We start from the raw sequence: 12,078 nt of genomic DNA, 5'->3' as shown, positions 1-12,078 counted from the left end.
GAGAGAGAATTCATGAGCCTGAATCCAAGAGATGCAGTCATCGTCGACTTCGGTCGCACCCCGATGGGGCGCTCCAAGGGCGGCATGCACCGTAATACCCGCGCCGAGACCATGTCCGCGCAGCTGATCGATGGCGTGCTGGCGCGCAACCCTAAGATCGACCCGGCCGAAGTCGAGGACGTGATCTGGGGCTGCGTGAACCAGACCCTCGAGCAGGGCTGGAACATCGCCCGCATGGCGTCGCTGTTGACCCGCATTCCGCACACCAGCGCCGGCCAGACCGTGAGCCGCCTGTGCGGTTCGTCCATGAGCGCCCTGCACACCGCAGTGCAGGCTATTCAGACCGGCAACGGTGACGTGTTCGTCATCGGCGGTGTGGAGCACATGGGCCACGTCAGCATGATGCACGGCGTCGACCCGAACCCGCAGTTGTCACTGCACGCGGCCAAGGCGTCCGGCATGATGGGTCTCACCGCCGAAATGCTCGGCAAGATGCACGGCATCACCCGCGAGCAGCAGGATGCCTTCGGCGAGCGTTCGCACCGCCTGGCACACAAGGCTACGGTGGAAGGCAAGTTCAAGGACGAGATCATTCCGTTGGAAGGTCACGACGAGAACGGCTTCCTCAAGGTCTTCGATTACGATGAAACCATCCGTCCGGATACCACGCTTGAAAGCCTGGCCGCACTGAAGCCGGCATTCAATCCGAAGGGCGGCACCGTGACTGCGGGTACGTCCTCGCAGATCACCGACGGTGCGTCCTGCATGATCGTCATGTCCGCCCAGCGCGCCAAGGATCTCGGCATCCAGCCGATGGCCGTGGTTCGTGCCATGGCAGTGGCGGGTGTCGACCCGGCAATCATGGGTTACGGCCCGGTGCCGTCGACCCAGAAGGTGCTCAAGCGTGCCGGTCTGACCATGAATGACATCAGCCACGTCGAGCTGAACGAAGCCTTCGCCGCGCAGGCGCTGCCGGTGCTCAAGGACCTCAAGCTGCTCGACCAGATGGAACAGAAGGTCAACCTGCATGGCGGCGCCATCGCCCTGGGCCACCCGTTCGGCTGCTCCGGTGCGCGTATCTCCGGCACCCTGCTGAACGTGATGAAGCAGAACAACGGTACGCTCGGTGTCGCCACCATGTGTATCGGTCTGGGGCAGGGGATCAGTACGGTCTTCGAACGCGTCTGACAGATGCAGATGACTGCGCTAGGCTGACAGCCGCGCCCGCAGGTTCGCGGGGCGGATTGTCAGACGGTGCATGGAAGCCGGGGCCAAGTGCCCCGGTTTTTCTTTTTGTGACGGCAGGGGAAGCAGATGATGCAGGTGGAGCCGGGGCGATATCGCCATTACAAGGGGCCCGAATACCGAGTGTTCGCCGTGGCGCGACATTCGGAGACGGAAGAGCCGATGGTGTTCTATCAGGCACTGTACGGTGAGTACGGACTGTGGGTTCGCCCATTGTCCATGTTCGTCGAGACCGTCGATGTCGATGGCGAAACTGTGCCGCGGTTCGCTCTGATCGAGGCCGAGCCGAGCCGTTACTGATGCGTGCGAACGCTTGCTTGCCAGGCTCGGCGCTTGACCTCGTCGCGCTCGCCACTATATATAGCGGTGCCTTTCGGACAGAGTGGCCGTCTTTGCACTCGTTCATGCGTTCTCGGGCATGCTCGGAAAGCTCATTGAGGCGCGTCGACGCCGCTGCCAGCAGTCCGACCTCCGGTCGCCGATTTGCGCGCACCTTGCCGCAGATACTCGCTCCGTTCACCTCTCGATTCAGGAACTCTGCTCTCCATGGGTAAATCGCTGGTCATCGTGGAATCACCGGCCAAGGCCAAGACAATCAACAAGTATTTGGGCAACCAGTACGTGGTGAAGTCGAGTATCGGCCACATCCGCGACCTTCCCACCAGTGGTTCCGCCAGCAAGGAGCCGGCAAAGCGCGGCAAGGCCGCCGCTGGTGAGACGCCTGCGCTGTCGCCCAAGGAGAAGGCCAAACGTCAGCTGTTCGCGCGCATGGGCGTCGACCCGGAGCATGACTGGAAGGCCAAGTACGAGATCCTGCCGGGCAAGGAGAAGGTGATCGAGGAGCTGCGTCGCCTGGCCAAGGAAGCCGACACCATCTATCTCGCGACCGACTTGGATAGAGAAGGGGAGGCGATCGCCTGGCACCTGCGCGAATCCATCGGCGGCGATGACAGTCGCTACAAGCGCGTGGTGTTCAACGAAATCACCAAGAAGGCGATCCAGGAGGCGTTCTCGCAACCCGGCGAGCTCGACATCAATCGCGTCAATGCCCAGCAGGCCCGGCGTTTCCTCGACCGCGTGGTCGGTTACATGGTGTCCCCGCTGCTGTGGGCGAAGATTGCCCGCGGCCTGTCCGCTGGCCGGGTGCAGTCGGTGGCGGTGAAGCTGGTAGTGGAGCGCGAGCGTGAAATCCGTGCTTTCGTACCGGAAGAATACTGGGAAGTGCATGCCGACCTGGCGACCGCGCAGCAGGCCAAGGTGCGCTTCGAGGTGGCCCGCCAGAACGGTGAGGCGTTCAAGCCGCTGAACGAAGCGCAGGCCACCGCCGCGCTGGAGAAACTCAAGAGCTCGAACTACCGCGTCAGCAAGCGCGAGGACAAGCCGACCTTCAGCAAGCCGTCGGCGCCGTTCATCACCTCGACCCTGCAGCAGGCGGCGAGCAACCGCCTCGGCTTCGGCGTGAAGAAGACCATGATGATGGCGCAGCGGCTCTACGAGGCGGGCTACATCACCTACATGCGTACCGACTCGACCAACCTCTCGGCCGACGCCATCGCCATGGTACGTGGCTTTATCGAGAGCGAGTTCGGTGGCAAGTACCTGCCCGAGAAGGCCAATGTCTATTCGAGCAAGGAGGGCGCGCAGGAGGCGCACGAGGCGATCCGCCCGTCTGACGTCAATCTGCGCCCCAACCAGCTTTCGGGAATGGAGCGCGATGCCGAGCGCCTTTACGAGCTGATCTGGCGCCAGTTCGTGGCTTGCCAGATGCCGCCGGCCCAGTACCTGTCCACCAGCGTCACGGCAACGGCCGGCGAGTTCGAGCTGCGTGCCAAGGGCCGCATTCTCAAGTTCGACGGCTACACCAAGGTCATGCCGCAGCAGAGCAAGGCCGGCGAGGACGACGTGCTCCCGGATATGCAGCAGGGCGAAGCGCTGGCGCTGCTCAAGCTCGACCCGAGCCAGCACTTCACCAAGCCGCCCGCGCGCTACTCGGAAGCCAGCCTGGTCAAGGAGATGGAGAAGCGCGGTATCGGTCGTCCGTCCACTTATGCGGCGATCATTTCCACGATTCAGGATCGCGGCTACGTCTCGCTGCACAACCGCCGCTTCTATTCGGAAAAGATGGGCGACATCGTCACCGAACGCCTTTCCGAGAGCTTCGAGAACCTGATGGACTACGGCTTCACCGCCGGCATGGAAGAGCATCTGGACGACGTCGCGCAGGGCGAGCGCGAATGGAGGCACGTGCTCGATGAGTTCTATGGCGACTTCAAACGCAAGCTCGAGCAGGCGGAGGGCAGCGAGAACGGCATGCGCGCCAACCAGCCAACCCTGACCGACATTCCCTGCAAGGTCTGCGGCCGGCCGATGATGATCCGCACCGCGTCCACCGGCGTGTTCCTCGGCTGCTCTGGCTACAGCCTTCCGCCCAAGGAACGCTGCAAGTCGACGATCAACCTCGTGCCTGGTGACGAGATCGCTGCAGATGACGAGGGTGAATCAGAATCCCTGGTACTGCTGGGCAAGCATCGCTGTCCGATCTGCAGCACGGCGATGGATGCCTATTTGCTCGATGAGAAGCGCAAGCTGCATATCTGCGGTAACAACCCCGATTGCTCGGGCTACGAGATCGAGGAAGGCCAATACCGGATCAAGGGCTACGAAGGCCCAAGCCTGGAATGCGACAAGTGCGGCAGCGAGATGCAGCTCAAGACCGGTCGTTTCGGCAAATTCTTCGGCTGCACCAACGCCGAATGTAAGAACACTCGTAAGCTGCTGAAGAACGGCGAGCCGGCGCCGCCGAAGATGGATGCTGTGAAGATGCCGGAGCTACGTTGCGAGAAAGTTGACGACACCTACGTACTGCGTGACGGTGCATCGGGGCTGTTCCTGGCCGCCAGCCAGTTTCCGAAGAACCGCGAGACACGTGCTCCGCTGGTGAAGGAGCTGATCCCGCACCGTGACGAGATCGATCCGAAGTACCACTTCCTGCTGGACGCACCGCAGCAGGACGCAGAAGGTCGCCCGACGGTGATCCGCTTCAGCCGCAAAACCAAGGAGCAGTACGTGCAATCGGAAGTCGACGGCAAGCCGACCGGCTGGAAGGCCTTCTTCGTCGGCGGTAAGTGGAAGGTCGAGGAGAAGTAACGCACGCCGCTGCGACGATGCGCTTGCAGATACCGTCCGACTAGGCGGTGTCTGCGGCTGTTGAGCTCTGCCTGTAGCGCTGGCGTTGACGGGCGGCAGAGTTCATTCTTGCAGTTTCCCGACATTCGGAGAGCGCCCACATGGCTCACGAGCTCTACACCCGGACCAATCAGAAAATCTACTTCGCTGGTCTGTCGCTGGATAGTTGGCGCAAGGCCGAAGCATCGGGCTCGCTGAATGCGCAGGGGCTGATCCAGGCCGAGCGTGAGGCGAGCCTGTTCCATCTCTACGGCGCCCTGCTGGGGCTGTGTCATGAAATTGCCGGCTACTACCGCTCGCCTGGCGCCGGTGCGTCGCGGGTCGAACTGATTCTCTCGCGCTCGGTTCTCGACGCAGCGCCGAGTCCGGAGCTGGCCGAGCTGGTGGAACTGGCCGAGCAGGGGGAAACCTGGCTGGCCAGCCTGTTGCAAGCCTACGCGGCGCTATTCGAGCCGCCGCGTGCGCCGGCAAAGGTTAAATCCGATCCACGCCAGCCATTGATCGAGGCCGTCAGCCTCGACGAGCCGGAGCCCGCCCTGACCCGTGAGGAACTGGAGCTCTGGCGACAGAACCTGAAGAGTCTGGCCTTGCGCTTTCGCGAGTCGCTGACCGAGTGGTGAGCGGGCGCTTCCACATCATGCCGCTTCTGGCTTGCGAGTCAGCATGACCAGGGCAATGCCGCAGAGAATTGCCGTGCCGGCGATCAGCAGGCGGTCCGTCAGTGCTTCGCCAAGCAGCAACGCGCCGGCAAGGGCGGTCAACAGTGGCACGCTCAGTTGCACGCTGGCGGCCTGGATCGCCGTTAGACCGGGTAACGCCGAATACCAGATGGCGTAGCCGACACCAGAGGCCAGAGCGCCCGAGAGCAGCGCGTAAATCAGGCCTGGGATATCCCACTGCAATTGATTCCAGCCCGCCAGGCTCAGCAGGATGCCCAGCGGCACCGCTCGCATGAAGTTGCCGGCGGTGGCATTCAGCGGATTGACGGTCCCGCGTCCCCGCAGGGAATAGATTCCCCAGGCGACTCCGGAGGCCAGCATAAGCAGCGCAGCATGCCATGACGGCGCGCTACTCCCCGGCAGCAGCAGAAATACCAAGCCGCCCAGCGCCAGGATCAGGCCAACGATCTGCCAGTGGCCGAATCGCTCGCCACGTATCAGCCCCCAGACGATCATGCTCAGCTGCACGGCGCCGAATAGCAGCAGCGCGCCGGTGCCGGCGTCGAGATGCAGATAGGCGAACGAGAACGCTGCGGCGTACACGAACAAGGCCGCGGCACCGTGCCAGTCACCGTCCGGTATCGCGCGGCGTTCCCGTCGCAACATCAGAAACCAGAGTGTCAGCGCACCGCCAAGCAGGCGTACGCCGGTGAAGCTGGCGGGGTCTATGGCGGTGTCTCGCAAGGCGATCCGGCACAGCAGCGAATTGCCGGCGAAGGCGAACATGGCCAAGGTAGTAAGCAGCAGAATGCGGGGCGTCATGGATACTCGGCCTGTTCTTGGTGTGTTGTGCCGGGCGGTGTCGGTTCGGGCAATGCTACGTCCTGGACCGCCACCATGAAACCCGGCCATGGCGGGTTGGCCTGTTGCCTGAAGGCTGCCCCGTCGATAGTCGACTGGTACAATGCGCGCCTTTCTCGGAGAGCTGATCGAATGCCTACCTCGTTTCTGGAAATTGTCGAGCTACCTGACGGCCGCATCGTCCTGCGCCGTGCCGAAGACGAAGAGGTGCTGGTGACGCTGGATTTCTCCGACGACGCGAAACTCTTTCTGCAGGGCCAGCATGTGGAGATCGCCAAGGCGATGTTCAACGTGGGTGTGCAGATGGCTGGACGCATGTCAGAAGGTGAGGGCGAGATCGAGTACGAGGATGAGCCGCGGGTACTGCACTGAGCGAGGTGGGGGTGTAGCGGGGGGGATTCGGCACGATCCATGTGCCTTTCGGGACTACTAGCGGCCTAGGCGAATGTTGAGACTCTGAGTGTTGCCCTGGCTGGCGGCGCTATGCAACCTGCTGCGCATGCGGGCATCCATGTGAGCAAACCAGCTGACGACGGTGTGGCTGCAGCCGGAAGTCAGCGCCTTGCAGGTCAGCTCCAGCGCGCCCTGAATACCGCGCGGTTGCAGCAGGATGATGCGTTCGCGATTCAGTCCGGTTTCGCGTAGCCACTGGGACGACAGAAATGCCGGAGGGGCGACCAGCGTGAGCCAGCGGCTGTCGGGAGCATCGCTGAGTTCGCGCAGCATGGGGGCGAGTAGCAGCCGACAATGCTCGCTGTTGCCGCTCAGGCTCAACTCACTCAGGCGCTCGAGTTGCGGCGGCGCTGGTTCGGCGAGAAAGGGCGGCATGCCATGAGCGATCAGTCCCTCGAAGAGGGACAGCTGCGGCTTGGTGTTTGGTGTGGGGAGGTACTGCATCGAACGTCTCCTAGCGGCGTATCACGCCGACACTCAAGCCCTCGATCACGAAGTCTTCATGTTCGAGATCCACTTCGATAGGTGCGAACTCGGGGTTTTCCGCCAGCAACCAGACCTTGTCACCTTCGCGCTTGAGGCGCTTGACGGTAACCTCTTCGCCGACCCGTGCGACGACGACCTGGCCGTTGCGCGCGTCGCGGGTGCTGTGGACTGCCAGCAAGTCGCCATCGATGATGCCGATGTCCTTCATGCTCATGCCACGTACCCGCAGCAGGTAGTCGGCGCGCGGGTGGAAAAAGTCCGGATTGATCTGGCAGGACTCCTCGACATGCTGTTGCGCCAGGATCGGTGCGCCTGCTGCCACCCGGCCGATGATCGGCAGGCTGCCTTCCTGCGCAGCGGGCTCGAAGTCCGGGATGCGTATCCCGCGCGAGGCGCCGGGCGTCATCTCGATTGCGCCCTTGCGCGCCAGCGCTTTGAGATGTTCCTCGGCGGCGTTGGGGGACTTGAAGCCGAGCTCCTGTGCAATCTCGGCGCGCGTCGGCGGGTAGCCGTGGTCTTCCAGGCAGCGCTTGATGAAGGCGAGGATTTCCGACTGGCGGGGCGTCAGCTTGATCATGGCGGTCTCTGTTCTTTTATACAGTGACTGGGATTATATACAGTGATCGGGTGTTGGCAACGAGTTCTGCGAGCATTCGATCGCGACGGCCGTGAATGCGAAGATGAGCTAGGCGCCACGCCGCTTTCATGGTTGACTTGGCTATTGGCTGAAACGTAAGTTTCAAACAGATGTTCGTCATTGGAGGGGGCATGGCGCAGTCCGAGACAGTCGAGCGCATTTTGGATGCAGCGGAACAGCTGTTCGCTGAAAAAGGCTTCGCTGAGACTTCGCTTCGCCTGATCACCAGCAAGGCCGGCGTAAACCTGGCGGCGGTGAATTATCACTTCGGTTCGAAGAAGGCGCTGATTCAGGCAGTTTTCTCACGCTTTCTCGGCCCCTTCTGCGCCAGCCTGGAACGCGAGCTGGATCGCCGCGAGTCGATTTCCGATAAGCCGGATACGCTCGAAGAGCTGCTGGAAATACTGGTGGAGCAGGCCCTGGCGGCTAAACCGCGCAGCGGCGACGACCTGTCGATTTTCATGCGCCTGCTCGGACTTTCCTTCAGCCAGAGCCAGGGCCATCTGCGGCGCTACCTCGAAGATATGTACGGCAAGGTATTCCGTCGCTACATGCTGCGTGTGCATGAGGCCGCGCCGAACATTCCACCGATTGAGCTGTTCTGGCGCGTGCATTTCATGCTCGGTGCGGCGGCGTTCAGCATGTCCGGGATCAAGGCACTTCGCGCGATTGCCGAGAATGACTTCGGTGCCCGGACTTCGATCGAGCAGATCATGCGGATGATGGTGCCGTTCCTGGCGGCTGGCATGCGGGCCGAGAGCGGTGTGGCAGATGCTGCGCTGGCCGAGGCCCAGCCCAAGGGCAGGCGCAACGCCGTAGCCGTGCCGGCGAAGGGGTGAGGTGCTAGGCGCCAGATCCTTCGTTTAAGCTAGTCGCCCATGACCCATCTCGATTGTTTGTACATCTCCCTCGCCGACCAGCAGCTCTATGGCTTTGCCGACGGGAAGCTGCGTTGCCGCTTTGCGGTATCCACTGCCCTTAATGGCGCCGGCGAGCGAAACGGCTCGGGTTGCACGCCGCGTGGCCGGCATCAGGTGCGTGCGCGTATCGGTGGCGGTCTGCCGCTTGGTGCGGTGCTGCGTGGCCGGCGCTGGACCGGAGAAATCTGGTCGGCCGAGCTTCACGAGCGTTTCCCCGGGCGCGACTGGATTCTGAGCCGAATTCTCTGGCTGAGTGGCTGCGAGATCGGCCGTAATCGACTCGGCGATGTCGATACCTTTCGCCGCTACATCTATCTGCACGGCACGCCTGATTGCGAACCCATGGGCGTTCCGCTGTCGCACGGTTGCATTCGTATGCGCAATGTCGATCTGGCCCGGCTGTTCGAGCAGGTGCCGCTGCATTGCCCCGTCCACATAGACGAACGCGCCCGCCCGGAATGGGCAAGCGCCGAACTTGCTCAAGGATTTATCTGACCCATGCACGGTTCACTGATGCTGGATATCGGCGGTACCTGGCTGACGCCCGAGGATCGCCACCTGTTGCGCCAGCCGGAAGTCGGCGGGTTGATTCTGTTCGCTCGCAATATCGAGCATCCCCGCCAGGTACAAGAGCTGTGCCGGGCGATTCGCGCGCTACGGCCCGATCTGCTGCTGGCGGTGGATCAGGAAGGTGGGCGCGTGCAGCGGCTGCGTCAGGATTTCGTGTGGCTACCAGCAATGCGCGAGTTTTCCCGTCACGCCGACGGTGCGCGCCTGGCTGAGATCTGCGGCTGGGTGATGGCTACCGAGGTGCTGGCCGTGGGGCTGGATTTCAGTTTCGCGCCGGTGCTCGACCTCGATCACCAGCGCAGCGGCGTCGTCGGTACGCGTGCCTTCGAGGCGGACCCTGAGCGCGCGGTCGAGCTGATCGGCGCGTTCATCCGTGGTATGCGCGCGGCCGGTATGGCCACAACCGGCAAACACTTCCCCGGTCATGGCTGGGCTGAGGCAGATTCGCACGTGGCGATTCCGGTTGACGGACGCAGCCTCGACGAGCTGCGCAATCACGATCTGGTGCCGTTCCGCGCACTGGCGCCTGTGCTCGATGCGGTGATGCCGGCGCACGTGATTTTTCCTGAAGTCGATGCGCAGCCGGCAGGCTTTTCCCGGTGCTGGCTGCAGGACATCCTGCGTGGTGAGCTGGGCTTTCGTGGGGTGATCTTCAGCGATGATCTGTCGATGGCAGGGGCGCATGTGGCAGGTGATGCGGCGGCCCGCATAGAGGCTGCGCTGCTGGCCGGTTGCGATATGGGGCTGGTATGCAACGACCGCCCAGCAGCGGAGCTGGCGCTGACCGCACTGCAGCGCCTCGGCGTGCAGCCCGCACCGGCGCTCGCACGCATGCGCAGCGCCGGCACCGCGTCGCTTGACTACAAGCAGCAGCCGCGCTGGCTCGAATCGATTGGTGCGCTGCGCAGCGCCGGGCTCATCGACTGATCACACCGATCCTCCAAGGAAAGAATCCATGACTGTCCACGCCATTATCGGCGGCACCGGCCTGACCGAGCTCAGCGGGCTCGTGCTGCGCGAGATCAGAGCGATCGAGACGCCCTACGGCTTGCCTTCTGCCGACATCGTGTGCGGTGAGTTCGCCGGACGCGAGGTCCTGTTTCTCGCCCGTCACGGACACCCGCATCGCATCGCGCCGCATCAGGTCAACTACCGGGCGAACCTGTGGGCGTTGCGTCATGCCGGCGCGCAGGCTGTCATCGCGGTAAATGCCGTCGGCGGTATCCACGCCGCTATGGGGACCGGGCATTTTTGCGTACCGCATCAGATCATCGACTACAGCTACGGTCGCGAACATACCTTCTTCGCTGGCGACCTCGACCACGTCACCCATATCGATTTCACTCATCCCTACGATGCGCAACTACGTGAACGGCTGATTGCCGCGTTGCAGGCTCAGGGTTGCGCTTTCAGCGACCATGGCGTCTATGGCTGCACGCAAGGGCCGCGCCTGGAGACGGCTGCCGAGATCGCCCGAATGGAGCGCGACGGCTGCGACATCGTCGGAATGACCGGCATGCCCGAGGCTGCGCTGGCGCGTGAACTGCAGTTGCCTTACGCGTGCCTGGCGCTGGTGGTCAATCCCGCGGCAGGCAAGGCGAATGAGGTGATCACCATGAACGCGATCGAGGCGGCGTTGGTCGAGGGTATCGGTCAGGCACGTGCCGTGCTGGCGCGAGTTCTGGTCTGAAGACCGACGTGACAAACGAGGTCGCGGACGGAAACCGGCCTGTCATCCAAATGTAGGAAACTGCCTTCTTTTATGGTCGCTCCCCGTTGCGGCCCAAGCGCCGCTTGCTACACTGAGCCGTCTTTTGGAGTACCGGTATGCTTTGCCCGCCACGAATAACAAGAACGCTAAACACCGTGGTTCTGCTGGGTCTTTTCAGCCTGCTGAGCGGTTGCTCCACCTGGTTCGGCGCCGAGTTTCGCGATCCGCGCGTCGAGCTGACGAAGGTCGAGATCATCAAGGCTCGGCTGCTGGAACAACAGTTTCTGCTGCGCTTTCGCATCGAGAATCCCAACGACCGCAGTTTGCCGGTACGCGGGCTCGTCTATACCGTACACCTGAACGATGTCGAGCTGGCGAGCGGCGAGTCCAGCGGCTGGCTGACAGTGCCGGCCAACGGCTTCGACTATTACGAAGTGCCGGTGCATACCAACCTGTGGCGGCACATGAAATACATCGTGCGCCTGCTGGAAAAGCCTGATCGGCCGATCCGCTATCGCTTCGACGGCGAGATCAAGACCGGCCTGATGTTCGGCCGCAAGGTGCATGTCGCGAGCAATGGCGAGATAATCCCCGGCAACTTCATCCCTGAGTAGTAGACGCAACATGAACCACGAAACCCACGTCCACGGCCCCGACTGCAATCACGATCACGACCATGCGCACGATCACCATCACGTGCACGGGCCGCACTGCAATCACGGCCATCATGAGCCGGTGCGCAATCCGCTGAAGGACGTCGGTCGCAACGACCCGTGCCCGTGCGGCAGCCAGAAGAAATACAAGAAGTGCCACGGCGCCTGACCGACCATGACTCCGCTCGTTGTCACGCTGCTCGTTGTCGCGACGCTGTTGGTCGGCGCGCTGGCTGGCTACGCGTTGTACCTGTGGCGCCGGGTGTGGCGTAACGAGCGCCTGCTGGCGGAAGCGCAGATCAAGCGTCACGCCGCGCTGGCCGAAGACCTGCGGATTCTCGCCAGCAGTCTGCTGGATGAGCAGCTGCCGCTGATCGAAGGTGCCATCCGCATCAAGGTGCTGCTCGACAACTACGACTCGGCGTTGGGGCAGGACCCGCGCTGCGAGGTGTTCCAGAAACTGTTCGAGGCGACCGAACAGGTCCCCACGCACGCCGCCTGGAAAGCGCTGGACAGCAAAGAGCGACGCCGTCACGAGGCGAACTTCAGCGCGCTGGAGCTGCAGCACAAGGCGGCCGCGCGACGCTCGGCGCGCTGGTTGCTCGACGAGGCGCTGCCCAAAAACGGCCGCGCGGCCTGAGGCGTCAATCCCGGCACTTCCTGCGGTTCATACACTCACTACCATTACTACGGCTTT

At 62.8% G+C, this 12,078-nt stretch carries 15 protein-coding genes; 12 read left to right on the top strand and 3 right to left on the bottom strand.

Annotation, left to right across the window (positions count from 1 at the left end; all coding sequences use genetic code 11):
• The first annotated feature begins 12 nt into the window (after positions 1 to 12).
• From fadA to U8L64_RS07035, 4 genes are all read left to right on the top strand, one after another.
• Positions 13 to 1,188, top strand: a complete 1,176-nt coding sequence (gene fadA, locus U8L64_RS07050; protein ID WP_333395111.1) for an acetyl-CoA C-acyltransferase FadA — start codon at positions 13 to 15, stop codon at positions 1,186 to 1,188.
• 129 nt (positions 1,189 to 1,317) lie between these two features.
• On the top strand, positions 1,318 to 1,545 hold the full coding sequence (locus tag U8L64_RS07045) for a DUF1653 domain-containing protein (protein WP_003290002.1): 228 nt from the start codon (positions 1,318 to 1,320) through the stop codon (positions 1,543 to 1,545).
• Positions 1,546 to 1,791: 246 nt separating this feature from the next.
• On the top strand, positions 1,792 to 4,392 hold the full coding sequence (gene topA / locus U8L64_RS07040) for a type I DNA topoisomerase (protein ID WP_333395109.1): 2,601 nt from the start codon (positions 1,792 to 1,794) through the stop codon (positions 4,390 to 4,392).
• A gap of 140 nt (positions 4,393 to 4,532) precedes the next feature.
• Positions 4,533 to 5,051: a DUF6586 family protein gene (locus tag U8L64_RS07035; RefSeq protein WP_054094856.1), complete on the top strand. Its 519-nt coding sequence runs from the start codon at positions 4,533 to 4,535 to the stop codon at positions 5,049 to 5,051.
• Positions 5,052 to 5,066: 15 nt separating this feature from the next.
• Here U8L64_RS07035 and U8L64_RS07030 read toward each other — a convergent pair whose 3' ends face one another.
• On the bottom strand, positions 5,067 to 5,912 hold the full coding sequence (locus U8L64_RS07030) for a DMT family transporter (RefSeq protein ID WP_333395684.1): 846 nt from the start codon (positions 5,910 to 5,912) through the stop codon (positions 5,067 to 5,069).
• Between the two features lie 171 nt (positions 5,913 to 6,083).
• On the opposite strand from U8L64_RS07030, the gene U8L64_RS07025 reads away from it, so the two are divergent.
• The gene (locus U8L64_RS07025; RefSeq protein ID WP_054094858.1) at positions 6,084 to 6,323 is read left to right on the top strand and encodes a hypothetical protein; all 240 of its coding nucleotides are present in this window, start codon (positions 6,084 to 6,086) and stop codon (positions 6,321 to 6,323) included.
• A 57-nt stretch (positions 6,324 to 6,380) separates the two neighbouring features.
• Here the strand turns inward: U8L64_RS07025 and sulA are convergent, their stop codons facing one another.
• Positions 6,381 to 6,848 (bottom strand): SOS-induced cell division inhibitor SulA, encoded by a 468-nt coding sequence (gene sulA, locus U8L64_RS07020; protein WP_333395105.1) that lies wholly within the window; start codon positions 6,846 to 6,848, stop codon positions 6,381 to 6,383.
• Positions 6,849 to 6,858: 10 nt separating this feature from the next.
• Positions 6,859 to 7,467 carry a transcriptional repressor LexA gene (lexA, locus tag U8L64_RS07015; RefSeq protein WP_043299024.1) on the bottom strand — a complete coding sequence of 203 codons (609 nt, stop codon included), beginning with the start codon at positions 7,465 to 7,467 and terminating at the stop codon, positions 6,859 to 6,861.
• A 191-nt stretch (positions 7,468 to 7,658) separates the two neighbouring features.
• On the opposite strand from lexA, the gene U8L64_RS07010 reads away from it, so the two are divergent.
• From U8L64_RS07010 to U8L64_RS06980, 7 genes are all read left to right on the top strand, one after another.
• Positions 7,659 to 8,366: a TetR/AcrR family transcriptional regulator gene (locus tag U8L64_RS07010; RefSeq protein ID WP_333395102.1), complete on the top strand. Its 708-nt coding sequence runs from the start codon at positions 7,659 to 7,661 to the stop codon at positions 8,364 to 8,366.
• Positions 8,367 to 8,405: 39 nt separating this feature from the next.
• On the top strand, positions 8,406 to 8,942 hold the full coding sequence (locus U8L64_RS07005; RefSeq protein ID WP_054094860.1) for a L,D-transpeptidase: 537 nt from the start codon (positions 8,406 to 8,408) through the stop codon (positions 8,940 to 8,942).
• Positions 8,943 to 8,945: 3 nt separating this feature from the next.
• On the top strand, positions 8,946 to 9,944 hold the full coding sequence (nagZ, locus tag U8L64_RS07000; protein WP_054094861.1) for a beta-N-acetylhexosaminidase: 999 nt from the start codon (positions 8,946 to 8,948) through the stop codon (positions 9,942 to 9,944).
• A 28-nt stretch (positions 9,945 to 9,972) separates the two neighbouring features.
• Positions 9,973 to 10,707, top strand: a complete 735-nt coding sequence (locus U8L64_RS06995; RefSeq protein ID WP_077682453.1) for an S-methyl-5'-thioinosine phosphorylase — start codon at positions 9,973 to 9,975, stop codon at positions 10,705 to 10,707.
• Between the two features lie 137 nt (positions 10,708 to 10,844).
• A complete protein-coding gene (locus tag U8L64_RS06990) occupies positions 10,845 to 11,342 on the top strand; it encodes an LEA type 2 family protein (RefSeq protein ID WP_273527496.1) in 498 nt (165 codons plus the stop codon).
• Positions 11,343 to 11,352: 10 nt separating this feature from the next.
• Complete coding sequence (locus U8L64_RS06985) at positions 11,353 to 11,550, top strand: SEC-C metal-binding domain-containing protein (RefSeq protein ID WP_003289983.1); 198 nt, start codon at positions 11,353 to 11,355, stop codon at positions 11,548 to 11,550.
• A 6-nt stretch (positions 11,551 to 11,556) separates the two neighbouring features.
• Positions 11,557 to 12,021 (top strand): DUF2489 domain-containing protein, encoded by a 465-nt coding sequence (locus U8L64_RS06980; protein WP_077682454.1) that lies wholly within the window; start codon positions 11,557 to 11,559, stop codon positions 12,019 to 12,021.
• The last annotated feature ends 57 nt before the right edge of the window (positions 12,022 to 12,078 follow it).

This window comes from Pseudomonas sp. FIP_A4 (assembly GCF_036701605.1).
Taxonomy (GTDB): Bacteria; Pseudomonadota; Gammaproteobacteria; order Pseudomonadales; family Pseudomonadaceae; genus Stutzerimonas; species Stutzerimonas phenolilytica.
Note: the sequence above shows the minus strand (reverse complement) of the source record. Positions and strands in the feature narration are given on the sequence as shown.

Coding starts and splice junctions, on each gene's coding strand:
- U8L64_RS06995 (WP_077682453.1), top strand. CDS start 9,973: ATGACTGTCCACGCCATTATCGGCGGCACCGGCCTGACCGAGCTCAGC.
- U8L64_RS07025 (WP_054094858.1), top strand. CDS start 6,084: ATGCCTACCTCGTTTCTGGAAATTGTCGAGCTACCTGACGGCCGCATC.
- U8L64_RS07045 (WP_003290002.1), top strand. CDS start 1,318: ATGCAGGTGGAGCCGGGGCGATATCGCCATTACAAGGGGCCCGAATAC.
- U8L64_RS07035 (WP_054094856.1), top strand. CDS start 4,533: ATGGCTCACGAGCTCTACACCCGGACCAATCAGAAAATCTACTTCGCT.
- lexA (WP_043299024.1), bottom strand. CDS start 7,467: ATGATCAAGCTGACGCCCCGCCAGTCGGAAATCCTCGCCTTCATCAAG.
- U8L64_RS07010 (WP_333395102.1), top strand. CDS start 7,659: ATGGCGCAGTCCGAGACAGTCGAGCGCATTTTGGATGCAGCGGAACAG.
- U8L64_RS07005 (WP_054094860.1), top strand. CDS start 8,406: ATGACCCATCTCGATTGTTTGTACATCTCCCTCGCCGACCAGCAGCTC.
- nagZ (WP_054094861.1), top strand. CDS start 8,946: ATGCACGGTTCACTGATGCTGGATATCGGCGGTACCTGGCTGACGCCC.
- sulA (WP_333395105.1), bottom strand. CDS start 6,848: ATGCAGTACCTCCCCACACCAAACACCAAGCCGCAGCTGTCCCTCTTC.
- topA (WP_333395109.1), top strand. CDS start 1,792: ATGGGTAAATCGCTGGTCATCGTGGAATCACCGGCCAAGGCCAAGACA.
- U8L64_RS07030 (WP_333395684.1), bottom strand. CDS start 5,912: ATGACGCCCCGCATTCTGCTGCTTACTACCTTGGCCATGTTCGCCTTC.
- U8L64_RS06980 (WP_077682454.1), top strand. CDS start 11,557: ATGACTCCGCTCGTTGTCACGCTGCTCGTTGTCGCGACGCTGTTGGTC.
- fadA (WP_333395111.1), top strand. CDS start 13: ATGAGCCTGAATCCAAGAGATGCAGTCATCGTCGACTTCGGTCGCACC.
- U8L64_RS06990 (WP_273527496.1), top strand. CDS start 10,845: ATGCTTTGCCCGCCACGAATAACAAGAACGCTAAACACCGTGGTTCTG.
- U8L64_RS06985 (WP_003289983.1), top strand. CDS start 11,353: ATGAACCACGAAACCCACGTCCACGGCCCCGACTGCAATCACGATCAC.